A 23,503-nucleotide genomic window follows, 5' to 3' on the forward strand; every position below is an offset into this window, starting at 1 on the left:
GGGAGGAGGAATCCATGGCACATTTCGAAATCGAAAACGACATGAGCGCGAAAATCAAGGTCATCGGCTGCGGCGGCGGCGGCGGCAACGCCATCAACAACATGATCCAGTCGCGTTTGACCGGCGTGAGCTTCATCGCCGCCAACACCGACGCGCAGGACATCGAGAAATCCCTGGCCGACCACACCATTCAGCTGGGCGGCAAGCTGACCAAGGGCCTTGGCGCCGGCGCCAACCCGGAAGTGGGCCGCAACGCCGCGCTTGAAAGCATCGACCAGATCCGCGACCTGTTGCAGAACACCGACATGGTCTTCATCACCGCGGGCATGGGCGGCGGCACCGGCACCGGCGCGGCTCCGGTCATCGCCCAGGCTGCCAAGGAAGCTGGCGCGCTCACCGTGGCCGTCGTCACCAAGCCCTTCTACTTTGAAGGCCGCCGCCGCATGCAGCAGGCCGACAAAGGCATCAGCGAACTGCGCCAGGTGGTGGACTCCATCATCACCATTCCCAACGACCGCCTGTTGCAGATGGCGGCCAAAAAGGCCGGGTTCGGCGTCATGCTGAAAAAGGCCGATGAAGTGCTCTACTACGCGGTCAAAGGCATCGCGGACCTCATCACCGTGCACGGCCTCATCAACCTCGACTTCGCGGACGTGAAGGCCATCATGACCAACTCCGGCCTGGCCCTCATGGGCACGGGCATCGCCAGCGGCGAAAACCGCGCGCGCGAGGCGGCCCTCAAGGCCATCACCAGCCCGCTGCTCGAGGACGTCTCCATCGCCGGCGCCCGCGGCGTGCTGTTCAACATCACCGCCAGCGAGGACATGAGCACCGACGAGATCCAGGAAGTGTCCGACCTCATCAGCAAGGAAGCCCACGAGGACGCCAACATCGTCTTCGGCGTGGTGGCCGACCCCAACTGCGGCGAGGAGATGTGCGTCACCGTCATCGCCACTAGCATCGACCAGCGCGAGGCCGCCCCGCAGCCCAAGAACGAGACCAAATCCATACTGAACCCGGTGCCTGTGGCCCCCCGCGCCGCCACGCGCCGCAGCACCATCTCCAGCGTCATCGCAAGCTCCAACCGCGACCTCCCCGCCTATGTGCGCTTTGGCGCCAGCAAAAACGGAGAGGAACGTCAGGGCCACGCCCTGCGCGCCATGGGAGCTCCCGGTGAAGAGGAGTTCCTGTTCGAGGACGAGGCGCTCGACACGCCCGCCTTCATCCGCCGCAACGCGGACTAGGCAGGCATGAAACGCCCTTCCGGGGCGGAGCGCAAACGCCATTCAGGGCGCGAGCGCATCCCCCGACCCGGAGCGGCCCGTTCCCAGCCACCGGACCACGGCGGCCGTCTTCCTGCGGCGCTGTTGATTCCCGGCGACGAGGGCATGGGTCTCTCGGCCCTGGGCTGGCAGGTGGTGCATCGCCTGCTTGCCCGGGAGCCGGAAATAGCCGTGGAACGATTCTTCCTCGGCAAGGGCTTCAACGCGCCTGAATCAGAGGACAGTGGCAAAAGCCTCAAGCTCTTCCCCTTGATGGCGGCGAGCGTCTCTTTCGAGGAGGACTTCCTCCCCCTCCTCAGGGCGCTCATCGCAGCGGGCGTTCCGTCTGAAAAGGCGGAACGCCCGGATTATCCGCTTGTGCTGGTGGGAGGACCCATCGCCTTTTTGAACCCCGCGCCCCTTGCGCCCCTGGCCGACGCCTTCTGGGTCGGCGAGGCAGAGGCCGGGCTTGCGGACTTTTGCCTGGCCATGAAGCGCGCCGTGTTCGAAGGCGTGCCCAAGCAGGCGTTTCTTGAATCCGTGAAGGACATGCCCGGGCTGTACGTGCCGGGCCTCTCCAAAATCCCGGTGCGCCGGGTGGTGGCGCTCAATCCCACCACCACCCTCCTCGACTGCCCGGCCGTGTCCGGCTTCACCGGCCCGACCGCGGCCTTTCCCGACGCCATGCTGCTGGAGATCAACCGGGGCTGCCCGCACGCCTGCCGTTTCTGCGCCGCGGGCTTCGTGTACCGTCCGCCGCGCCACGCGCACATGGACGACCTCATCAAGCTGGTGGAGGCGGCCGACCCGCCCAAGGTGGGTCTGGTGGGCACGGCCCTCACCGACTGGCCGGACCTGCTGCCCTTTCTGCACTGGCTGGCCGCGCGCAAAACAAAATTTTCCCTGTCCTCGCTCCGGGCCGACGGCCTGACCGAAGAGCTGCTGGGCTTTCTGCGCCAGTGCGGCATCCGCACCATCACCCTGGCGCTGGAGGGCGCGAGCGAACGCCTGCGCCGCGCCGCCAACAAGAAGCTCGACCCCGAGGTGTTCCTGGCCGCCGTGGAGCGCGCCGCGCGCCTGGGGGTGAACCACCTGCGCGTGTACCTCATCCTCGGCTGGCCCTGGGAGGGACCGGAGGACTATGACGAGTTGGAGGGCTTCCTGGCGCGCATTGTGGACGCCCGCGACCGGGGCCACGGCGCCAAGACGCGCGAGTTCATGCGCATCACCCTGGGGGCCAGCTCGCTGGTGCCCAAGCCCTTCACCCCCATGCAGTGGGCGCCCATGATGGGCGAGGCGAAGCTCATCGCCGCGCAAAAACGCCTGGCCGAGATGGTCAAGCGCCACCGGGGCATGACCCTCAACGTGGACGCGCCCTTCCAGGCGCGGTTGCAGGGCGTGCTCTCCCGCGGGGGGGCGGAGGCCTTTGAACTGGTGCGCCTGGCCGCGGAGCTTGGCGGCTGGAAAAAGGCCATGCGCCGCTACGAGGCGCAGACCGCGGACATACTGGACCGCGAGCGCGGTCAGGACGAGCCCTTCCCCTGGGAGGTCGTGGATGTCGGTGTGCGGCGCGATTCGCTGTGGCGCGAGTATGAGCGCGGCGCGCGCGCCCTGCACAGCCCCGGCTGTTCACCCAAGGGCTGCGACCAATGCGGTCTGTGCGGCATGGACGAGTGGCTCAAGGACGCGCCCAAGACGTGATCCGGCCGGGCGCGACGCCCGGATTTCACCCATGACGTTGCGCCGCCACGGTGCGGCCGGTTGGCGCTTGTGCAGACCGCGCACCCCGCATTTTGTGCAAGCGTTGTGCAGCGGCATGCACAACGCTGCACGGCACGACATTTTATCATTCCGGAATATTTGCGTTTCACGTTTGGCACAATGCATGCTTCAGGGTGTTTCAATCAACGCGGCGCGCATCCCCCTGCGCCCGCACATGGCGAGACAGACACCCTGTATTTGGAGGACCTGAACATGAAAAAGACACTGATCACCCTTTTCACCGTGGTGGCGCTGGTTTCCCTGTCCGCCTTCGCCTTTGCCGGGCCCAGAGGCGGCAAGGGCAACGTCGGCGGCGCCTACAACGGCCTGACTCCGGAAAAGCGCGCGGCCGTGCAGAAGATTCTGGATGCGCACCAGGAGAAGCTCTACGACCTGCGCGAGAAGATCTGGGCCAAGCAGGCCGAGCTGCAGGCGCTCTCCAACTCCGGCAAGGCCGAAAAGAGCGACATCCAGGGCCTCGTGGCCGACATCTCCAAGCTGCGCGCCGACATGCACAAGGAGCGCCTGGCCCTGAAGAACGAAATCGAGAAGGAGACCGGCATCAAGGCCTTCGGCCCCGGCGGCTTCCACCACGGCATGATGGGCTACGGCGACGGCACCGGCTGCCCCGGCGGCGGCCAAGGCAGCGGCTTCGGCCGCGGCGCGGGCTCCTGCATCGGCGGCAACTGCAACTAGACCTCCCTGGCGGTGCGGCCCATCCGCACCCGGACACGCATTGAAGCCGGATTCGCGTTGAAGCCGGACATGTGATGAAGCCAAATACGCGATGAAGACGAACGCGGGGCGGCCCGGACCAGTCACACGACAGGCCGGACCGCCCCGATGCTTCCGGGCGGCAGTGTTGACACCCGGCCCGGAACCAGCCTAGCACTGGCAATGCTCACCCCTCTGGCGGAAATTGAGGATACACGGATGGAACTGCGCACCTTCAAACAGGACAAGGGACCGGTCCTGGCGGCGGTGGCCGCCCTGCTCGTCCTTGGCCTGGGCAGCATGTTCCTCACGTGGCAAAATATCCGCCGCCAGCGCGACCTTGTGGACCAGCACATGGAGCTGGCCGGGGCCGCCGTGGTGCACGGGGTCGAGGCCAACCTCATGCGCGTCATGCACAGCCTGCGGCGCTCGCCCGACGCGGCCAGCAGATTCTTCCCCAGCATCCGCGAGCTCTTCAAGGAAATGACGGCCTCCGGCGAAGTGGTCTTCGTGGGCATCTTCGACGAGGACGGCCGCCTCGTGGTCTCCTCCTCCGAGAGCGACGAGAAGGAGCAGCTCGTCCTGCCCGAGGTCATCATCGCCTCCCTCGAGGTGCAGGGACATTGGTCCGGGCCGCTGGTGTACAAGGACAAGCGCGCCATCTTCTCCGCCGTGCGCGCCCGGCCCAGCCTCTCGGTGCTGAGCGAGGGCGTGCGCCTGGGCCTGCCCCTGCCGCCGGAGCATGTCTTCGGCCCGCGCGACGACGGTCCCCGTGGCGAAGGCCTGCGCAACGCGGAAAGACGGAGCGAGGGAATCCGCGGCCCCCTGGCCGGAATGCCCGACATGGGCCCCCCGGACGCGGACATGGACCAGGACGGCCTGCCCGCGCGCGATGGCCACGCCATGCGCCGCTCGCCCGAGCTGCCCTCCATGTTCCTCATGACGGGCCTGAACCCCCAGCGCCACCTGGACTCGTTCCAGGCGTACCGCCGCGCGGCCATGCTCCAGGCGGGCTATGTGTTCGGCGCGGCCAGCCTGCTGTGGGTGCTGGCCTTCGCCTATCTGCGCCGCCGCGAGCAGGCCCTCAAGGCCGGCAGGCTGGAGCGCTTCCAATCCAAACTTCTGGACAACATGCCCGACGGCCTGGTGACCCTGGCCGCGGACGGGTCCATCCTCTCGGCCAACGGCTCGGCCGCGCGGCTGCTCATGACCGAAGACGCACCCACAGCGCCCGAAGCGGCCAAGCAAGGCGTGGGCGATCTTTTGGGCCGCAACTGGTCCGAGTTCCCCTTTGCCGAACTTTCCACCAACGCGGAGCAGAGCAAGCCCTACCAGTGGCGGCAGTTCGAGCACGCCGGGCGGGTGCTGGAGATCCTCTGCCTGCCCCTGCAGGCCGACGCGTCCTCCGAGGGCGCCGGCGGCGAGCGCCTGGTGCTGCTGCGCGACCGCACCCGGCTCAAGAACCTTGAGGAAGACCTGGCCGAAGCCAAGCGCCTGGCGGCCATCGGCTCCCTGGCGGCCGGCGTGGCGCACGAGATACGAAATCCGCTCTCGTCCCTGCGCGGCTTCGCCCAGCTCTTCGCCACCAAGCTGAAGGGCCAGGAGCCGCTGGCATCGTATGCCAGCACCATGGTTCAGGAGGCCGACCGCCTGAACCGCGTGGTCACGGACCTGCTCTTTCTGGCCCGCCCGCGCGACCTCGCCCCCACCGAGGTGGACCTGCCGCGCCTCATCGAGAGCCTGCGGGGCCTGCTGCGCTTCGATTTGGAGCACAAGGGCGTAACCCCGGCGGTGGATCTGGCGTCCGAGACTGTGTTCGCCGACGAGGACGCGCTGCGGCAGGCGCTCTTGAACCTGCTGGTCAACGCCCTGGACGCCCTGCCCGAAACAGGCGGCCAGCTGACCATCGCCGCCACCCGCGCAGAAGGCAACGGCGACGCGCCCGGCGGCGTCTGGATCAGCGTGTCCGACAACGGCTGCGGCATGGACGAAACCGTGCGCGCCAAGGCCTTCGAGCCGTTCTTCACCGACAAGCGCCAGGGCACGGGCCTGGGGCTGGCTATTGTCCAAGGCATCATGCGCGGGCACCGGGGCCGCGCGGTCATCGACTCCTGCCCCGGCTCCGGCGCTTCCGTGCGCCTGTTCTTCCCCGATTCCGATGGCCGCGAAAGCGGCGGAGGCAACGATAATGGCGCAGCAGACTGATCAACGCTCCGCGCTGGTGGTGGACGACGAACCCGGCCACCGCATGCTTGTGCGCGCCGTGTTGGAGGACGCGGGCTGGCGCGTGGCCGACGCCCCCAGCGGCGAGGCCGCCCTGGCCATACTCGACAAGGCCCAGCCCCACGTGGCCCTTGTGGACATGAAGATGCCCGGCATGGACGGCCTGACCCTGATGCGCGAGCTGCACGCCCGCATGCCGCTCTTGCCCGTGGTGCTGCTCACCGCCTTCGGCAGCGTGGGCTCCGCCGTGGAGGCCATGAAGCAGGGCGCCTTCGACTACCTCACCAAGCCGGCGGACAACGACGAACTGACCGCTGTGCTGGAGAAAAGCTACGAGTACCGGCGGCTTTTGGAAGAAAACGCGCGCCTGCGCTCCGAGCTCAACGGCGGCCTGAGCGAAGTCATGGTGGGCGCGAGCCCCGGCATCCTGCGCGTGCGCGAGCTCATAGAACAGGCCGGGCCGAGCGAGGCCACGGTGCTGATCCTGGGCGAAAGCGGCACCGGCAAGGAGCTGGTGGCCGATGGACTGCACCGCGCCAGCGCCCGCGCCCGCAAGCCGCTCATCAAGGTGAACTGCGCGGCGCTGCCAGCGGACCTCTTGGAGAGCGAACTTTTCGGCTACGTGAAGGGCGCCTTCACCGGCGCGGTGAAGGACAAGCCAGGGCGCTTCCAGCTGGCCAGCGGCGGCACGCTCTTTTTGGACGAGATCGGCGACATGCCCGCCTCATTGCAGGCCAAGCTGCTGCGCGCCCTGCAGGAGAAGATCGTCGAGCCCCTGGGCTCGGTGAAGGCCGTGGAGACCGACGTGCGCATCCTGGCCGCCACCAACCGCGACCTGCGCACGGACGTGGCAGCGGGGCGCTTCCGCGAGGATTTGTTCTACCGTCTGGCCGTGCTGGAGATTCAGATTCCGCCCCTGCGCGACCGCATCGGCGATTTGCCGCTCTTGGCCGGGCACCTGCTGCGCAAGCTGGGCGCCAAGAATCACAAGGAGATCCGCTCCATCGCCCCGGCCTTTGCCGAGGGGCTCTCGCGCTACAACTGGCCGGGCAATGTGCGCGAGCTGGAAAACGTGCTGGAGCGCGCGCTCATCCTGGCCCGCAGCGACACCCTGGGGCCGGAGCTTCTGCCCCCGCAGATCGCCGGGCTGATTTCCGGCGGCGCGCTGCCCGAGGGCGAGACCGCCCAGGCCGTGGACTTGTCCGCCGGGCTGCCGGGCGCCATGGAGGACGCCGAGCGCGAGGCCCTGCGCCTGGCCCTGGACGCCTCCGGCGGGCACCGCGAAAAAACCGCCGACGCCCTTGGCATCAGCCGCCGCACGCTGCAATACAAGCTCAAGAAGTATGGTTTGACGCGCAGATAGGCGTCAGCGAGCGGGCGCGGCCTCAAGAATGAACGCCGCAATGCCCGCCACAGCCTCCGGCTCTATTCCGAAATAGCCATGCGGGCTTTTGGCCTCGCAGGCGTCCGACTGCGCGGGCGCGCCCCCCTCGAACGTCAGCAGCGCCTTGCGCGGCGCGGCGGTTAGGCCGTCGAGCAGCCGGGGCGCGGCCTCCGGCGCGCTGAAGGCGCAGCCGTCGTCCTTGTGGCGCACCACCAGCGCGGGTACGCGGATGGTCCCAAGCTGGGCGTCCAGTGCGCCGCGCTGCCGGTTTGCGGACAGGTCCCAGCGCTTGGCCGCCTTGGCGATGGTCGAGGTCAGAACCACCCCGCCAAGCTCATCCGGCGGCAGGTTCGCAGCGCCCCAGGCCGCGGACAACGTCCCCATGCTGGTGCCCACGAGCCAGGGCTTGAGCCCCCAATGGCTCCGCGCGTACGCCGCGGCCTGACGAAGATCCTCCACATGCGACGCGGAAAAGCGGAACGCCGCGCTCAGGCCCTCCGGCTGGTCCGAGGGCGTGTCGAGCACCAGCACGGCCAGCCCCTGGGCGGCAAAGAGCTGGCGCGAGCGCACCAAGAAGTTCCCGCCGATTTTCACCACAACGCTGCCGTCCTGCTCCGCAAGGCCAAGCTTGCCCTTGCCCCCGGCCAACAGAATCACCACGGCGCGCGGATGTTCCGGCACCACCACGGCAATGGGCAGCACCACGCCCGGCCGCGTGGGCAAGGCGAGGTAGGTTTCGGGCAGGTCAGCCCCCTGCGCCCGGAGCGGCGCGGCAAGGCAGAGACAGACGGAAGCGGCAAGAATGGCGAGGCGACGTCGAAGCATGGCGCTGCTCCTGTAGAGGTGCTCTCCTGTCGAGGTGCTGTGCGTTTTCCGAAGTCATTCCTGGCGCGGCCGCCGGTAGGCGTCAGCATTGGCGTCGCCTTGCAGCGAACGTTCCGCGCGCCAATCCCGCGCGTTCACCCCGCGCGCAGCATTCCGGCGATGACCGGGCCGTAGAAGGTGGTGACAAGCACCAGCAGCCACACGCGTCCCTTGAAGAAGTTATAGTCCGCGAACAGCTCCTCATAGCTTTTTTTGAGCACCAAGCGCCCAAAGGCGAACTCGAAGCAGATGGTGAGCGCGGTCCAAAAGGCCCCGATGCGCATGAGCGGCCAGGTGTCCTTGAGCCCGGAGGCGGCCACGAAGAGCTGAATGGCCGCCATGATGCCCAGGCAGGCGATGATTGTGCCCACCACATGGGCCACGGGCTCGCCCAGGCGCGGTTCGAGCAGCTTCACCCGCAGGGCCCCGCACAGGATGGCGATGCCCGCGAAACCTATCCAGGCGCAAAAGGCCAGGGCCCACAGCAGCGCGGCGTGGTTCATCTAAGCCTTGCCTTCTGTGGCGGCGGCGGTTGCCGCTGCGTTGCCCTTCACATACACGCGCGGCCCTTGCGGGGTGTCCTCCACGCGGTAGCCCGCCTCGCCCAGGGTGTCGCGCAGCGCGTCGGAGGCGGCGAAGTCCTTGGCCTTGCGGGCGTCCTCGCGCCGGCCCACCAGGGCCTGCACGTTTGCGGGCAGGCTGGCGCGGGCAACGGGCATCTGGCTCACGTCGAGAATGCCCAGCACGGCGTCCGCGGCCTCAAGCTGCTTCAGGCAGGCGGCGGCGGCGGCTTCGCTCATCTTGCCCGTGGTCAGCCAGGCGTTGACGCGCTTCACGAAAGTGAACAGCTTGGACCAGTAGCGGTGCAGGGACAGGTCGTCCTCCACGGCGGCGGTAAGCCCGGCCTTGAGGTCGAACACGGCCTGCTCCACGTCGTCCGGCAATTCGCCCGCGGGCTTGGCCCCGGAGGTGACGCCGTCCAGGGCCAGACGCAGGCCGCAGGCCGCCTCCTGCACCTTGTGCCAGTTGCGCGACCACATGGACAGGCTCTGGGTGGTGGCGGCCAAAGACTTGCGGTACGAGACGGACAACAGCCACAAACGCAGCGCCGCCGCGCCCCCGGCCATGTCGAGCAGGGCGGGCAGGTCGAGGGGACCGGCCTGTTCCGGCTCGTCGCCACGGGCGATCTTGCGGTCGGCCAGCCAGGCCTTGGGCTCCACGCCCGCTGCGCTCCAAATGGCGCGCAGATTCTCCAGGTGGGGGAACTGATGGTCCTCTCCGGCCACGAGCACGTCCACGCGGCCCAGGGCGGAAAGCCCGGCCACGGCCACCTGCACGAACCAGCTGGGCCGCACGTTGCCCCACTCGGTCTCCACGATGTCGCCCAGCTTCAAATCCTGCAGGGTGGCGCGCTTGAGCAGGGTGAAGTCCAGGGGGTTGTCCTTCACGTAGTCGCCCAAATCCACGGTCTTGCCCACGGAGAGGCCGTCCATGTCCATGAGCTTCATGGCTCCGTAGCGCTTGTCGCGGCGCACGTCGAAGTACACGCTGCGGAGCTTCTCGTAGGCCAGGCCCTTGCCCATGAGCTTTTTGCAGATCTCCAGGGCCTGCGGCACCGAGGCCGAGGCGGGCTCGAAGATGGTCTCCGGCAGCAGGCCCATGGCCTTGGCGCGGGCCCGGATGCGCTCCAGGATGCTTGCGGCGTAGTCCGCGCGGGAAAGCCCGGCCGCGCGGGCTGCGGCCAGGGTGCGGTCGTCCAGGTCGGTAAGGCCCACGGCCAGGCGCACCTTGGAGCCGCGCGCGCTCAGGTGCCGCGCCAAAACGTCGGCGAGCACCAGCCGGCGCCAGGCGTCCGGGTCGTCGGGCTCGTCCAGGCTGGGCCCGATGGTGTAGATGTTGAGCGGCGCCGTGGCGTCCAGGTGGGCCTTGGCCCCGGTGGCCAGGTTCAGGAGCTTCAGGCCGTCCTGGGCCTTGGGCGCAAAAAGCGCGGTGGAGAGGTAGCGCTCGCCGCCATCGGGGAAGATGACCACGATGTAGCCGCTCTTGCCCTCGGCCTCGATGACCGCGGCGAGCTTGAGCGCGCCGGCCAGGGCCGCGCCGGAGCTCATGCCGACGAAGAGCCCCTCGGACCGGGCCAGCTGACGGCAGGCCTCGAAAGCCTCCTCGTCCTCCACGCGCAAAATCTGGTCCAGGGTCTTCTTGTTGTATATGCCCGGCGGATAGGACTCGTGCATGTTCTTGAGGCCCTGGATTTTGTGCCCGGCAAAGGGCTCCACGGCCACGACCCTGACGCCCGGATACTCGTGCAGGCGCTTGGCCAAGCCCATGGCCGTGCCCGAGGTGCCCAGGGTGGCCACCACGTGCGTCACCGCGCCGCCGGTCTGGTTCCAAATCTCCAGGCCGGTGCCGTCGTAGTGGGCGGCTATGCTGGCGGGATTGTTGAACTGGTCCATGAGCACGTACTTGTCCGGCTCGGTGCGGGCCAGGCGGTAGGCCAGCTCGATGGCACCGTCGGTGCCGAGGCGGCCGGGGGTGAGGCGTATCTCGGCCCCGTAGGCGCGCATGATGCGCCGCCGTTCCTCGCTCGCGGAGTCGGGCATGATGAGGGTCATCTTGTAGCCCTTGATGGCCGCCACCATGGCCAGGCCGATGCCCGTGTTGCCGCTGGTGGCCTCGATGATGGTCTTGTCCGGCGTCAGCTCGCCGCTTTTTTCCGCGGCGGCTATCATGGCCACGGCCACGCGGTCCTTGATGGACCCGCCGGGGTTCATGCTCTCCACCTTCGCCATGATTTTGACGTTCGGGTGGGGGTTCAGGCGGCGAATCTCCACCAGGGGAGTGTTGCCGACCAGCCTCAAAATATCCGTGCGCTCCATCTGCTGCCCCTGTCCGGCGGGTCCGCCCGTTTTGCGGCAGACCCTGGCCCGTGATTTGCAAAGCCGACCCCAAACCAGCGAGGTCGGCAATATGACCATGTATCCTTTCCTGAAAGACAACATCACCGCACTGGAAAAGGCCAACCCGAAGCTCTATCGGTGGCTCTCCACCAGCACCTTCGACGAACAGTCCATGAAAACGAGCGTGTTTGTCAACAGATGGGGAATCATTGACTGGCGCATGGAGTCGGGCCAGGGGCTTTTCGAGTCCTTGCCGCCGGGCATGTTGTACCGCGAATGGACCGACATGGAAAAGGTCGAGCTCTCGGCCAGCATCATCGTGGGCTGCAACGTGGGCTACGGTCTGAACCACACCCTCGTCAACACACCGGACTCCCACAAGATTCTTGTGGTTGAACCCAACCCCGCGCTGCTCTTGGCCTGCCTCGGCCAAACCGACTACCGCCCGTTTTTTGAGAACAAGAAGCTCCACTTCGTGACGCCGGACGAAGACCACCTGATGGAGTACATAAAGAACCTCGACCTGCAGTACGTGTACGGCAAAATTTACCTGCGCTCGGACGTGCCCAGCCGCCAGTTGGGACCGGAATACGCCCGCTGGATGACCACCGTGAAGAACCGCCTGGAGAATTTCAGCGTGGAGATGATCACCCTGCGCTGCCGCCAGGACGTCATGGTGGGCAACGAGCTGAAGAACTACCGCCGCGCCCAGACCGATGGCAGCCTCCAGTGCATGCAGGACGGCGGACGCGGCGTCGGCGCGGTCATTTTGGGCGCCGGCCCCTCGCTGGCCACCTTCGCCCCGGAGCTGGCCAAGAATCCCGGCTACGCCCTGTACGCCACGGCCCTGCAAACCCTGCCCGCGTTGCAGATCCACGGGCTGAAGCCCCACTTCTGCCTGGCCCTCGACTACGACGGCAGCATGCTCTCCGTGTACGACAAGCTGGACATGGAATGGGCCAAGGACATCCCGCTCATCTACTCCACCAAGGTCAACCCGGAGCTGGTGAACCGCTACCCCGGCCCCACCCTGCCCATGTGGACCATGGGCGGCCTGGCCACCTTCGTGCTGCAGGACCGCGAGTTCGTGCTGGACGCGGGCGGCAACGTCAGCCTGACCCTGGTGCGTTTGCTGCGTTGGATGGGCGTTTCGAGCCTGCTGCTGGTGGGCCAGGACTTCGCCTGGAAGGGCGGCAGCACCCATGCGGCCGGCCACCACGCCGCCGGCGGCGATGTGCAGTTCGACCCGAACATGCACCAGCGCCTCAAGAACCTCTGGGGCGAGGACATCATTTCGAGCATCCAGTACATGACCAGCAAGCGCGACCTTGAGGCCGACCTCAAGAAGGTGCCCTTCCGCATCAGCAACCTGTACGGCGGCGGCGTGGTCATCGACGGCGCGCCCGCCGTGAACCTTGAGGAAGCGCGCGAGGGCGGCTTCCTCTCCTGCGCGCCCGGCAGCCGCGAGCGCTTCCTGAACATCCTGAACCAGGCGCGCACCCACGGCAAGCAGCTGCGTTTCGAGCCCCGCAGCCACATCTGGACCAGCTCCATCCGCGGCATGGAGCGGCGCATGCAGAAGCTCTTCCGCCAGTGCGGGCAGAGCCAGCAGGAAATCCACACCCTGCTCGAGCAGGCGCTGTTCTTCGTCCGCCAGGACCCGCTCTACCTGCCGTACCTGTTCAACGAGACCATCGACCTGGCCGGCCTGGCCAAAACCAGGCGCTCGTACCACCCGGCCGACCTCTCGGAGTTCAAGCGCATCGGCAAGAGCATCCTCAACAAGGTGCGCGAGGTGGACCGCTGCGTGGCCCCCCAGGACAAGACCGCGGCCTGAATCTCGGAATAACCTGACCCACGAAGGCGCCCGCCCGGAGCAATCCCGGCGGGCGCTTTGCCTTGCGCCGCAAGGCGCGGCACGGGCGTTTCAAACCCGCCGCATCTGTTGCGCGCGGGGAGGTTTCGACCTATAAGGCCGCATGCCGAATAAAGAGCCCTCGCCCCTGGCCATCTGGACGGCCCTTTCGCTGCCGCTGCTGCTTGTGGTGGCGGCCGTGTTCATCCGCATCGGCGACGAGGCCGCCGTGGCCGCGCACTTCAGCGCCTGGCGCGCGGCCAACCCCGGCCTGGTGCCCCTGGTGCGCTTCTACACCGACTGGGGCAACCCGGCCCTGTATCTCGTGTTCGCAGGCATGTTCGCCCTGGGCATATGGCGCGGCCGTGCGGATTTGACCGCGCGCGCCCTGGCCTATCTGGCGGCGCAGCTGCTCGTGTCCCTGGCCATCGAACGCGTGCTGAAGATCGGCATCGGCAGGCCCCGGCCCGGCGTGGGCGGGCCTCTTGTCCCGCTGTCCTTCGACGCCGCGCACAATTCCCTGCCCTCGGGCCACACCACGGACATGACCGTGCAGACCGCCTCGCTGGCGCTGTTCTCCCGGTCGCTGGCCCTGCCGCTGCTGCTGGGCGTCTCGCTTGGGCTCATGGGCCTGAGCCGCCTGATGATGGGCGCGCACCACCCCACGGACCTTTTGGCCGGCCTGGCGCTGGGCAGCCTGGGCGGCGTGGTGACCAAGCGCCTCACCCCGCGCCTTGCCGTCTGGGCGGCGCCCCTGCTGGCCCGCTTCCGCTCCACCACCACCGACCCGAAAGGAAGGCGCTGATGCCCCTTTGGAACCTCGTCCGCCGCTGGCCCTGGCTCGCGCTCACCGCCTTCGCCGCCCTGCAGACGGCCTTCACCTTCTCCACCCGGGCCCTGTGGTTCTCGGATGAAGTGCGCTACGCCGACGCCTACGCCGGGCTGCTGCGCGGGCACTGGCTGGTGCTGAACCTGAACGGCGTGGCCTACCCGGACAAACCGCCCCTGTACTTCTGGCTGCTGCGCGCCCTGGACGCCCTGACCGGCGTCCACGACCCGGCGGTGTTCTTTCTGGGCACGGCCGTCAGCGGCCTGCTGGTGCTCTTCGCCGTCATGCTGTGGGCCAAGGCCCTGCGCCTGCCCGCCGACGCCGGGCCCCTGGCCGGGCTGGTGCTTTTGACCACCCTGTTCTTTGCCGGGCTGCTGCATTACTCGCGCATGGACCTGCTCTTCACCGCGCTCATCACCGCCGCGCAGGCCGCGTTCTGCTTGGCCTTCCGCCCCGGCGACGAAAAACGACGCGCATCCATGGCCGCCCTGGCGCTGTTCCTGGCGGCCTTGGCCACGCTGACCAAGGGGCCGCTGGGACTGCTCTTCCCCGTGCTGACCACCCTGCTCTACCTGGCCTGGCGCGGCCGCGCGCGGGAGTTCTTCCGCGCCGCCATGCTGCCCGGCCTGGGCGTGCTGCTGGCCGTGGTCTTCTCCTGGGTCGTGGCGGCGTATTTCATGGAAGGGCCGCGATTCCTGTACCATATCTTCGTGGAGCAGATCTTCCTGCGCGCCACGCACACCTTCCACCACGCCGAGCCCTGGTACTTCTACGCCATCGCCTTTCCGCCCTGCTGGCTGCCCTGGATGCTGGCGCCCCTGGCCCTGCCCCTGGGGCGGCTTTTCCAGGGCGCGTACTGGCGCGGGCTCGTCAAAGCGCGCAAGACGGCCGCGCCCGAGTCGGACGCGCGCGCCTGGCTGTGGATCTCCGCCATCAGCGGCCTGGCCCTGCTCTCGATCCTGAGCGGCAAGGTGGTTGTGTACCTGCTGCCGCAGCTGGCGCCCCTGGCCCTTTTGCTGGCCCTGGGCCTGCTCGACTCCCGCCTGCCCTGGCGCAGGCTGTGGCTGGCCGCCGGGCTGCTGTTCCTGGCCCTGGCCGCGGTCACCTCCCAGGCCGCGCGCTTTCTGCCCGCGCAGATCGCCGCCGACGGCTCCCTGCCCGGCGCCTACGCCGTGGCCGCGGGCTTCGCCGCCTGCGGGCTGGCGCTCATAGCCCTGCGCGGCAAGGACGCCCGCGTGGTGCTCATGGCCCTGGCCCTGTGCACCGCCCTGTGGGTGCAGGCCGCCGCGCAAACCATGGCCCCGGCCCTGGACGCCATCATGAGCCCCAAGCCCCAGGCCCTTGTGCTCAAGGCCTGCGCGGCCGACGGCTACACCCCGGTCTCCGTGGACGTGTACTCCGGCATCTACTCGTATTACTATGGCGGGCCCATCCGCGAGGTCGCCGCCTTCGACGCGCTGGACCAGGAGCTGGCCGCGCGCGACGTCGTGCTGGTCATCAAGAAAAAGAAGTGGGACGCCTGGACCACAAGGCCGGCCGGCGTGGTCAAAATCTACGAGCAATGGCTGGCCGGACAGCCCTATTATGTGGCCGTCAGCCGCAGGGACGGCGAGATTCCGGTCCTGCACAATCTTCCTCCAGCGCCCTAGGCGCGATCTTTGCAAAGGCGGTTTGAAACACGGGCCGCCTTTCCCCATCCTTTGCGCGGCCGTGAACCCGTTTGCGCCCGCGCCCTGTGCCTTCGCACAACGCGGACGTGGTGTCGCCGGAGGTTTCAGTGCGCATCGTCCGCCTGCTTGCGTCCATCAGCCTGCTCGTTTTTTTGACGGTCGGCTGCGCGTCCATGCCGTTTCTTGCGGCCATGGACGTGATGAACGTGGCCGAGACGGGCAAGACGGGCTACGACATGGCCACGGGCTTGAGCTCGCGCCGCACCCTGGCGCAGGACACCAGCCCCGACACCCAGGCCGTGGCGCGGCTGCGCGCCGCGCTGGACGCCCAAGGCGGCCTGCTGCGCTTCGCGGTTCCCGTGGTCACCCAGGGCCGGGCCTACGTGGTGGGCACCTATGGCTCGCCCCAAGAGCTGGAGAGGGCGCGCAAGGCCGTTCGCAGCATCCAGGGCGTCACCGAAACGACGCTGTGCCTGTTCCCCTTCGGCTCGCGCCCGCCGCTGGGCAACACCGACGGCGAGATCCGCGACAACATCGTGCGTCTGGCGGGCCTGCGCACAAACGACGTGCGCGTGCATGTGGTGGAGGGCAACGCCGTGCTCATCGGCCTGGTGCGCACCAAGGCCGAGCAGACGCAGTTGCAGGACAGCGCGCGCATAGCCGGCGCGGCCACCGTGCGCAACTACGTGCGGCTCATGGCCGCCAAGTAGCGCGGCCGGGGCGGGGCCGCGTCTTCCCTGCTGGCGGCAGGGCGCGCATCGGCAACGCGCGATTACGGCGCAATTCCAGCGAAACAACGGCGCCATAACGGCGCACCGCGGCAACATCAATGCCCGCAAAAAAGCGGCCCGCCGGTTTCCCGACGAGCCGCCCGAACAAGCATCCTTCCGATACGGCCTAGGCCTCGCCCAGAACCTTCTCGATGACCTTGAGCACCTCAAGCCCGTCCTCGCCCGTGATGGGCACCGGGGTCTTGTCGCGCACGGCGGCCAGGAACTGCGTCAGCTCCTCGCGCATCTGCTCGCGGTGCATGGCGGGCCACTCGCGCACGCCGTAGGTCTTCTCCTCGTTGGAAAAGGGGCTGTACTCCCGCACTTCCTGAGTCATGAGGTTGGCCTCGATGAAGCGGCTTTTGCACGCCGCGCGGATCTTGCGCGAGCGGAACGGCGTGACCCAGTTGGTGGTGATGTGCCCCAGCACGCCGTTCTCCATCTTGGCGGTGATGAGCGCGCTGTCCTCGTGCTTGCCCTGGCTGGTGGAGAACACGCCGGACACGCTGGCGAAGTTCGAGCCGGTCAGGTAGCGCAGCAGGTCGATGTCGTGGGAGCCCAGGTCGCGGATGACGCCGACGTCCTGGATGCGCACGGGGAACGGCCCCACGCGCTCGATGGACAGGGAGATGAGGTCGTCGCCCGCAAGCTCCTTGACCCGCTGCACGGCCGGGTTGAAGCGCTCGATGTGGCCGACCATGAGCGGCACGTCCTTGGCCCGCGCCGCCTCCACAAGCTTGCGCCCCTGCTCCGCCGTGGCGGCCAGCGGTTTTTCCACCAGCAGGGCCACGCCGCGCTCGATGACCTGCATGGCCACCTCGAAGTGCAGCACCGTGGGCACGCTGATGCTCACCGCGTCCAGCTCAAGGGCCAAAAGCCCCGCCAAGTCCGTAAAGCCCGGCACGCCGAAGCGCTGGCGCGCGTCGTCGAGGTTCGCCTGCGCCACGTCCATGACGCCGACCACCTGGACGTCCGGCATTTCGCAGTAATTGCGCAGATGTATCTTGCCCATGGAGCCAAGGCCGATAACGCCGACTTTCTGCATGAGAATCTCCCAGATTGGGGTTTCTGACCCGCCTGCCGCCTGGAGAATCCGGGCCGCGCGGGCAGCCTTTCCCTACATGCTCGGGCCGGGCATTGCAACGTGGTCGCGCCGCGCGTGAAAATCGGCCCAGGCGGGGAACAACGGACACGGGGCAATAGGCGCAGTCCAATGGGCGCGGAACAACGCCCAGGGCCAATGGGCGCGCGCCGGCGCGCCGCCTTGCGCCAGGCCTTGATTCACGCTATTTCCCGGCCATGAGCACACACGACACACCCCCCTTGGCGGGCCCCCTCTGGATCAGCGCGGGCGAGGCCTCCGGCGACATCCACGCCGCCTCCCTGTTGGACGCCCTGCGCGCGCGCGAACCCGGTCTGACCGCGCTGGGCATGGGCGGCGAGGCCCTGGCCGCGGCCGGGCTCGACGTGCGCTTCCCCATGCGCCTCATCTCCCTGGTGGGCCTCACCGAGGTGCTCTCCGGCCTGCCGCGCATTTTGAAGCTGCTGGGCGAGGTGAAGCGCACGCTTCAGGCCTCGCGGCCGCGCGCGGTCATCCTCATCGACTGTCCGGACTTCCACTTCCGTGTGGCGCGCATCGCCAAAAAGCTCGGCATCCCGGTCTATTATTACGTGAGCCCGCAGGTGTGGGCCTGGCGCTCCGGCCGGGTGGAGTTTCTGCGCCGCTTCACGCGGCGTGTGCTGTGCATCCTGCCGTTTGAAAAGGACTTTTACGCCGCGCGCGGCATGGACGTGGACTACGTGGGGCACCCGCTCATGGACCAGATTCCCCTGGCCGAGCTGGACGCCCTGACCCCGGACCCGAATCTGCTGGGCCTGCTGCCCGGCAGCCGTCGCAAGGAAATCGCCACGCTGCTGACGGAGTTCGCCGGCGCGGCCGCCCTGCTGCAAAAACGGCTGCCCCACCTGCGCCTGGCCCTGGCCCGCGCTCCGGGCGTGGACGAGGCCTTTCTGCGCCAGTTCCTGCCGCCGCAGCTGCCCGTGACCATCTACGGCCCGGAGGACCGCTACCGCATGATGCGCCAGAGCCGCGCGCTGTTGGCCGCCAGCGGCACGGTGACCCTGGAGGCCGCGCTCATCGGCACGCCCACGGTTGTGGCCTACAAGCTCTCGGCCTTGAGCTTCGCCATCGGCAAGGCCGTGGTGCAGGTGAAGTACGCCAGCCTGGCCAATCTCATCATGGGCCGCGAGATTTTCCCCGAGCTGCTGCAGGACAAGGCCCGGGCCGAGCTTTTCGCCGAGCGGCTGTTGCCCTGGCTTGCGGACGAGTCCGCCCTGGCCGTTGCCCGCGCCGACCTTGCGGGCCTGCGCCAAAAGGTCGGCGGCCCCGGCGCCGCCGGACGCGCCGCGGGGATCATCCTGAACGACTTGCGCGCCTTGCCCGCCAATAACCAGGAGGCGTGATGGAAGCCGTGCGCGTGTATGCCGATGTCCACGGGCTTTCGCCCGAGGCCTTTGCCGAGATCCGCCAGACCATGCCCTTTGACCAGGCGGTATACAAGGACCGCATCCTGAACGTGGACTTCGAGGGCTGCTACATCGATGTGGAGCCCTTCCTCAACGACGTGGCGCGGCTCATGGACGAGGACGGCTGGGGCAAGCTCGATTACATCGACCAGATCGACTACGCCCTGACGCGCTACGTCATCAAAAAGGGCGGATGGAAGGCCACGGAAGTGCTGGTGGACAACGTGATGGAAGGGATGAACTAGCAGACACCAAAGGCGGCGCGCATGCGGCTCATCGGCAATCTCATCTGGTTCATTTTCGGCGGGCTGGTCATGGGGCTCGGCTGGTTTCTGCTCGGCCTGCTCATGTTCGCCTCGATCCTCGGCATTCCCTGGGGGCGCGCCTGCTTCATGCTGGGCGGCTTCTGCCTCTGGCCCTTCGGGCGGGAGGTGGTGAGCCGCAGGCTCGTCACGGGCGTGGACGACGTGGGCACCGGCGCGCTGGGGCTTGTGGGCAACATCATCTGGTTCGTGGTGGCGGGAGTGTGGCTGGGCATCGGGCATTTGTGCTCGGCCCTGCTCTGCTTCATCACCATCATCGGCATCCCCTTCGGGCTCCAGCACTTGAAGCTGGCCGAAGCCACCCTTGCGCCCATTGGGAAGATGGTGGTGGTGCGGGGGTAGGGGATACGCTGCGAGGTGACCACACTGGTCATCAAATCTTTTTTATTGCCTTCTGCATTGTGCCTTGTTAGCGTAATTTTTTTACTTATTTTCTAGCAAGGGGGGATAGATGGCAACTAATTCATTCGAACCTAAGAAATATGTCGACCACGTCATCGTTGATGGGGACGGGAAAATTGTTGGCCATATCCGCGTCAAACCAAGCGGAATTCACTGGTCGCCCAAGAATGGCAAAGACTGGTATGGTGTCAACCTTGAGCGCTTTGCCAGCTTCATGGAGCTCGAAGGCGAAAAAAAGAAAAAATAGTCAAAATTATCGAGCGTCGACAGAAAAAAGGGGCCACCCGGCCCCTTCTTCATTTCCTTTTTTGCCCCCCGCCTACCCCCGCCGCGCGCCGACCTTCGGCGCTTCCTGCACCACCACGTTGACGGCCCGCAAGGCGTCGCCGCCCTCGGCGAGGTCGAACAGCACGCGCTCGCCCGGCGCCAGGGTCTGGAACCCGTCGCGCTGGATCTCCGCGTAGTGCACGAACACGTCGCGCCCGGCCTCGTCGGTCAGAAAGCCGAAGCCTTTGCGCTCGTCGAAATAGCTCACGGTGCCGGTGTGTCGCTGCATGGCGGTCTCCTGAGGCGCAATCTGTGCGTGCGGCGGATGCCTGGGGCACGGCCAAACGCAAGGCGCAATGGTCCTGACGCGGCTTTGGCCAAGCCCTGGGCGCGACCATAGCCCACCCGGCCCGGCCCTGGCAATGCGCGGCCGTGGAAACGACGGCGCATTGTCCAAACCCGGAGGCACGGCGCGGAAAACACAAAAAGCCCGCCAGAGGCGGGCTCATCATGCGTTGCGGTGCGGGGGGAAAATTAGCGCAAGCGGAAGGTGATGCGGCCGCGCGTCAGATCGTAGGGCGAGAGTTCCACCTTAACTTTGTCGCCAGGCAGAATGCGGATGTAATGCTTGCGCATTTTGCCGGAGATGTGACCCAGGATGCTGTGGCCGTTTTGCAGTTCCACACGGAACATGGCGTTCGGCAGGGCTTCCTGGATGACGCCCTCGACCTCAATGGCTTCTTCTTTGGACATGCAGTCTCCTCGATTGCGACCTCTGCGCCGTCCGCTGTAGGCAACGGTCCGGCTTCAAAGGCTCTTGAAAGGTGCCGCTTCTTACTTCGATTCGCAAGGTTTGGCAAGTCCCGCGCCCACGCCGCCGCTTTTCAGGCTGGCGAAGGCCCGGCGCGACTCGTCCACGAAGCGGCGCACCAGGGCCGCATCCTTGAATCCGTGTGTATCCTCAAGCCCGGTATGCGCGTCTACCCCTTTGGGGTTTACTGCGAGCACTGCCTCGGCCACGTTGCAGGGGTTGAGGCCGCCGGCCAAAATGAGCGGTCGCGGCAGCGCGGCGGCCAGCCTGGCGCTCACGGCCCAGTCGTGCACGCGGCCCGTGGCCCCGGTGGCGCCGCTGGCCGGGTCATACGAATCGGTCAGGTAGGCGTCCACAAAGGGCGCATGGGCCTGGGCCGCGGCCAAAATGTCCTGCTCGGACGCGGTGCCCACCACCAGGCTCTTGATGACGAAGAGATCCGGCGCGGCGGCGCGCAAGGCCCGCACCTGGGCAAGGGGCATGTGGCCGTGCAGCTGCAGACCGTCGACGCCGAGATATCGGCACAGGGCTATGGCCTCCGCGGCATTTTTCAAATATGTAATACACACGGTTTGCGCCCGGCCCTTGAGCGCGGCCACAATGTCGTGCGCCTGCTCCTCGGAAACGTCCGGTTTGTGCACGGCCAGGCGCAGAGGCAGGCCGACGTGCGTCACGCCGCAGGCCGCGAGCATGAGCGCCTCGTCGACAGAACGCGCGCCGGCGGCCTGAATCATTTCATGCAAAATTGACATAACTGCCCCCTGGATTTCAGACTACGAAGCGGCTATAGGGGAGATGCAACCTACCCAAAAACAGCGGAGATTCCCGTGGAGTGCAAGGATCGACAGCCTTTCGACATCGTTCGGGACATTCTCAAGGTCATTGAGGAACTCAACACCCTCAAGGACGTCGACGCCATCCTCGACAAGGTCCTGGCCGAGGCGCGCAGCATGACCCACGCCGATGCAGGCTCCATTTATCTCATCGAAGGCAACACCTTGCGCTTCAGCTACGTGCACAACGACACCCTGTTCAGGGGGCCGGATTCGAGCAAGCACCTCTACACCGACTACACCGTGCCCATCAATGAGCAATCCATCGTGGGCTACGTCGCCATGAGCGGCGAAACCCTGGCCATTGAAGACGCCTACAGGCTCAACGGCGACGAGCCGTATTCGTTCAACAAGAAATTCGACGAAGACACCGGCTACCGCACCAGCTCCATGCTCACCATCCCCCTGCGCACCTTTCAGGGCAAGGTCGTGGGCGTCATGCAGCTCATCAACGCTACGGAATGCGGCGGCCGGGTGCGCCCCTTCACGGAATACGACATCCACTACGCCCCGCTGTTCGCCAATTCCGCCTCGGTGACCATAGAGCGCGGCATAATGACCCGCGAGCTGATGCTGCGCATGATGAAGATGGCCGAAATGCGCGACCCCAAGGAAACCGGGGCGCACGTGCAGCGCGTGGGCGCCTATTCGGCGGAGATCTACCAGCAGTGGGCGCTCAACCGCGGCATCGACGAGCTGACCATCAAGCGCCGCAAGGACATGCTGCGGCTGGCGGCCATGCTGCACGACGTGGGCAAGGTCGGCATCTCCGACGTGATTTTGCGCAAGCCGGGGCGGTTCGAGCCCCACGAGGCGGCCATCATGCGCTGGCATTCCGTGTACGGCGCGGCGCTGTTCGCCAACACCACATCCGAGCTGGACAGGCTTTGCCGCGACGTCATCCAGGGCCACCACGAGCGCTGGGACGGCGCCGGCTACCCCGGCAAACTGCCCCAGGACCTCTCGCAGGTGCGGGAGCTGTGCGCAGAGCCCGTGACCGGCGAGGAGATCCCGGTGGGCGCGCGCATAACCGCCCTGGCCGATGTGTACGACGCGCTCATCTCCACACGCGTGTACAAGGACGCCTGGCCGGAGGAAGAAGTCATCGCCGAGATTGTGCGGAACCGGGGCGTGCAGTTCGACCCCGAAGTGGTGGACGCCTTCATGCAGATTCAGGACACCATCCGCGCCATCCGCCACAAGTACCAGGGATAGCTAGAGCGTCACGGTCTCGAAGCTCATCTGGTTCAGGTCGAACACCAGCATTTTGCCAGCCAGCCGGGGGCCGCGCCCGCACAGGATGCCCAGCGCCTCGCCGGCCATGAGCGAAGCCGCCATGGCCACCGCCGGCGCCGGCGTGCCTTGCGTGTCTTCCGCGCCCGCGCCCGCGCCCAGAAAATCGGCAGGGCCCTTCTCGCCCGGCAGCACAGTGGCCACGTAGCCGCTTGCGCCCGCAACAGCCGCCGTCACCAGCGGAATCTTCAGCGCCGCCGCCTGCCGCATGAGCGCGCCCCGGTCCTTCAGGCCGCCAAGGGCGTCGAGGCACACCTGCGCTTCGCCAAGAAAGCGCCCCATGTCCTCCTCGGCCAGAAACAGGGCCACGGGCTCGAAGTCCACGGCCGGATTGACCAGCCGCATGCGCGCCGCCGCGGCCGCGGCCTTGTAGCCGCCCAGGCTGCGCCGGGTGGAATACAGCTGGCGGTTCAGGTTCGAGGCCACGAACTCGTCGCCATCGGCCGCGTGGATGCGCCCGACTCCGGCGCGGGCCAGCAGCTCCAGCGTGTAGCCCCCCAACCCGCCCAGGCCCACCAGGGCGGCGGAGCTTTCCAGGAGCCGCAGCTGCTCCGCCAGGCTGTAGGCGTCGTGGTTGCGCAGGTAGCGCTCCGGGCAAACGCCCATGGCCAGCGCCGTGCGCTCCACCAGGGCCACGGCGTGCCCGCGCGGATGCGTCTCCTTGAGGCTTTTGCTGCGCCCAAGGGCGCGCGCCAAGTCCTGCACGAAGAAAAACGGCAGCGTGGGCAGCTCCCGGCCGTCGCCCAGGCGCGTGTTCTGGGTAAAGCCGCGGATGCGCTCCTCAAGAAGGGCGCGGGTGGACGCTTGGGTCGCAGGCAT

22 protein-coding genes are annotated in these 23,503 nt (G+C 67.3%); 14 read left to right on the forward strand and 8 right to left on the reverse strand.

The window, feature by feature from the left end:
* Positions 1 to 14 precede the first annotated feature (14 nt).
* The 5 genes from ftsZ (at position 15) to ACYQ4W_RS09120 (ending at position 7,323) form a co-directional block, all read left to right on the forward strand.
* Positions 15 to 1,244, forward strand: a complete 1,230-nt coding sequence (ftsZ, locus tag ACYQ4W_RS09100; protein WP_459855533.1) for a cell division protein FtsZ — start codon at positions 15 to 17, stop codon at positions 1,242 to 1,244.
* 6 nt (positions 1,245 to 1,250) lie between these two features.
* Positions 1,251 to 2,963 (forward strand): radical SAM protein, encoded by a 1,713-nt coding sequence (locus ACYQ4W_RS09105; protein WP_459855535.1) that lies wholly within the window; start codon positions 1,251 to 1,253, stop codon positions 2,961 to 2,963.
* A gap of 273 nt (positions 2,964 to 3,236) precedes the next feature.
* A complete protein-coding gene (locus ACYQ4W_RS09110; RefSeq protein WP_459855537.1) occupies positions 3,237 to 3,719 on the forward strand; it encodes a Spy/CpxP family protein refolding chaperone in 483 nt (160 codons plus the stop codon).
* 237 nt (positions 3,720 to 3,956) lie between these two features.
* The gene (locus tag ACYQ4W_RS09115; protein ID WP_459855540.1) at positions 3,957 to 5,942 is read left to right on the forward strand and encodes a two-component system sensor histidine kinase NtrB; all 1,986 of its coding nucleotides are present in this window, start codon (positions 3,957 to 3,959) and stop codon (positions 5,940 to 5,942) included.
* Positions 5,926 to 7,323, forward strand: coding sequence for a sigma-54-dependent transcriptional regulator (locus ACYQ4W_RS09120; RefSeq protein ID WP_459855542.1), 1,398 nt, complete (start codon positions 5,926 to 5,928; stop codon positions 7,321 to 7,323). Before ACYQ4W_RS09115 ends, ACYQ4W_RS09120 begins: the two co-directional genes overlap by 17 nt.
* Before the next feature lie 3 nt (positions 7,324 to 7,326).
* Here the strand turns inward: ACYQ4W_RS09120 and ACYQ4W_RS09125 are convergent, their stop codons facing one another.
* The 3 genes from ACYQ4W_RS09125 to ACYQ4W_RS09135 form a co-directional block, all read right to left on the reverse strand.
* Positions 7,327 to 8,169: an alpha/beta hydrolase gene (locus ACYQ4W_RS09125; protein ID WP_459855544.1), complete on the reverse strand. Its 843-nt coding sequence runs from the start codon at positions 8,167 to 8,169 to the stop codon at positions 7,327 to 7,329.
* A 134-nt stretch (positions 8,170 to 8,303) separates the two neighbouring features.
* Complete coding sequence (locus ACYQ4W_RS09130) at positions 8,304 to 8,711, reverse strand: hypothetical protein (RefSeq protein ID WP_459855548.1); 408 nt, start codon at positions 8,709 to 8,711, stop codon at positions 8,304 to 8,306.
* The gene (locus ACYQ4W_RS09135; protein ID WP_459855553.1) at positions 8,712 to 11,084 is read right to left on the reverse strand and encodes a cysteine synthase; all 2,373 of its coding nucleotides are present in this window, start codon (positions 11,082 to 11,084) and stop codon (positions 8,712 to 8,714) included.
* Positions 11,085 to 11,175: 91 nt separating this feature from the next.
* On the opposite strand from ACYQ4W_RS09135, the gene ACYQ4W_RS09140 reads away from it, so the two are divergent.
* The 4 genes from ACYQ4W_RS09140 (at position 11,176) to ACYQ4W_RS09155 (ending at position 16,169) form a co-directional block, all read left to right on the forward strand.
* The gene (locus ACYQ4W_RS09140) at positions 11,176 to 12,942 is read left to right on the forward strand and encodes a motility associated factor glycosyltransferase family protein (protein ID WP_459855555.1); all 1,767 of its coding nucleotides are present in this window, start codon (positions 11,176 to 11,178) and stop codon (positions 12,940 to 12,942) included.
* Between the two features lie 142 nt (positions 12,943 to 13,084).
* A complete protein-coding gene (locus tag ACYQ4W_RS09145) occupies positions 13,085 to 13,765 on the forward strand; it encodes a phosphatase PAP2 family protein (protein WP_459855557.1) in 681 nt (226 codons plus the stop codon).
* Positions 13,765 to 15,438 carry an ArnT family glycosyltransferase gene (locus ACYQ4W_RS09150; RefSeq protein WP_459855559.1) on the forward strand — a complete coding sequence of 558 codons (1,674 nt, stop codon included), beginning with the start codon at positions 13,765 to 13,767 and terminating at the stop codon, positions 15,436 to 15,438. Before ACYQ4W_RS09145 ends, ACYQ4W_RS09150 begins: the two co-directional genes overlap by 1 nt.
* A 128-nt stretch (positions 15,439 to 15,566) precedes the next feature.
* Positions 15,567 to 16,169, forward strand: a complete 603-nt coding sequence (locus ACYQ4W_RS09155; protein ID WP_459855562.1) for a BON domain-containing protein — start codon at positions 15,567 to 15,569, stop codon at positions 16,167 to 16,169.
* 187 nt (positions 16,170 to 16,356) lie between these two features.
* Here the strand turns inward: ACYQ4W_RS09155 and ACYQ4W_RS09160 are convergent, their stop codons facing one another.
* Positions 16,357 to 17,274, reverse strand: coding sequence for a Gfo/Idh/MocA family oxidoreductase (locus tag ACYQ4W_RS09160; protein ID WP_459855565.1), 918 nt, complete (start codon positions 17,272 to 17,274; stop codon positions 16,357 to 16,359).
* Between the two features lie 254 nt (positions 17,275 to 17,528).
* On the opposite strand from ACYQ4W_RS09160, the gene lpxB reads away from it, so the two are divergent.
* The 4 genes from lpxB to ACYQ4W_RS09180 all read left to right on the forward strand — a co-directional run bounded on the left by lpxB (position 17,529) and on the right by ACYQ4W_RS09180 (position 19,727).
* Positions 17,529 to 18,692, forward strand: coding sequence for a lipid-A-disaccharide synthase (gene lpxB, locus ACYQ4W_RS09165; RefSeq protein WP_459855567.1), 1,164 nt, complete (start codon positions 17,529 to 17,531; stop codon positions 18,690 to 18,692).
* A complete protein-coding gene (locus ACYQ4W_RS09170; protein ID WP_459855569.1) occupies positions 18,692 to 19,000 on the forward strand; it encodes a hypothetical protein in 309 nt (102 codons plus the stop codon). Before lpxB ends, ACYQ4W_RS09170 begins: the two co-directional genes overlap by 1 nt.
* 21 nt (positions 19,001 to 19,021) lie before the next feature.
* Positions 19,022 to 19,420 carry a YccF domain-containing protein gene (locus ACYQ4W_RS09175; protein ID WP_459855571.1) on the forward strand — a complete coding sequence of 133 codons (399 nt, stop codon included), beginning with the start codon at positions 19,022 to 19,024 and terminating at the stop codon, positions 19,418 to 19,420.
* Positions 19,421 to 19,529: 109 nt separating this feature from the next.
* A complete protein-coding gene (locus tag ACYQ4W_RS09180; protein ID WP_459855573.1) occupies positions 19,530 to 19,727 on the forward strand; it encodes a hypothetical protein in 198 nt (65 codons plus the stop codon).
* 72 nt (positions 19,728 to 19,799) lie between these two features.
* On the opposite strand, the gene ACYQ4W_RS09185 is transcribed toward ACYQ4W_RS09180, so the two are convergent.
* The 3 genes from ACYQ4W_RS09185 to ACYQ4W_RS09195 form a co-directional block, all read right to left on the reverse strand.
* The gene (locus ACYQ4W_RS09185; RefSeq protein WP_459855575.1) at positions 19,800 to 20,036 is read right to left on the reverse strand and encodes a cold-shock protein; all 237 of its coding nucleotides are present in this window, start codon (positions 20,034 to 20,036) and stop codon (positions 19,800 to 19,802) included.
* A 245-nt stretch (positions 20,037 to 20,281) separates the two neighbouring features.
* Complete coding sequence (gene infA, locus ACYQ4W_RS09190; protein WP_089272379.1) at positions 20,282 to 20,500, reverse strand: translation initiation factor IF-1; 219 nt, start codon at positions 20,498 to 20,500, stop codon at positions 20,282 to 20,284.
* 81 nt (positions 20,501 to 20,581) lie between these two features.
* Positions 20,582 to 21,310, reverse strand: coding sequence for a phosphoribosylanthranilate isomerase (locus tag ACYQ4W_RS09195; protein WP_459855578.1), 729 nt, complete (start codon positions 21,308 to 21,310; stop codon positions 20,582 to 20,584).
* Positions 21,311 to 21,385: 75 nt separating this feature from the next.
* Here ACYQ4W_RS09195 and ACYQ4W_RS09200 point away from each other — a divergent pair, with 75 nt between their 5' ends.
* Positions 21,386 to 22,606: an HD domain-containing phosphohydrolase gene (locus tag ACYQ4W_RS09200; RefSeq protein WP_459855580.1), complete on the forward strand. Its 1,221-nt coding sequence runs from the start codon at positions 21,386 to 21,388 to the stop codon at positions 22,604 to 22,606.
* Here ACYQ4W_RS09200 and ACYQ4W_RS09205 read toward each other — a convergent pair whose 3' ends face one another.
* Complete coding sequence (locus ACYQ4W_RS09205) at positions 22,607 to 23,503, reverse strand: HesA/MoeB/ThiF family protein (RefSeq protein WP_459855582.1); 897 nt, start codon at positions 23,501 to 23,503, stop codon at positions 22,607 to 22,609.

This window comes from Humidesulfovibrio idahonensis (assembly GCF_054657715.1).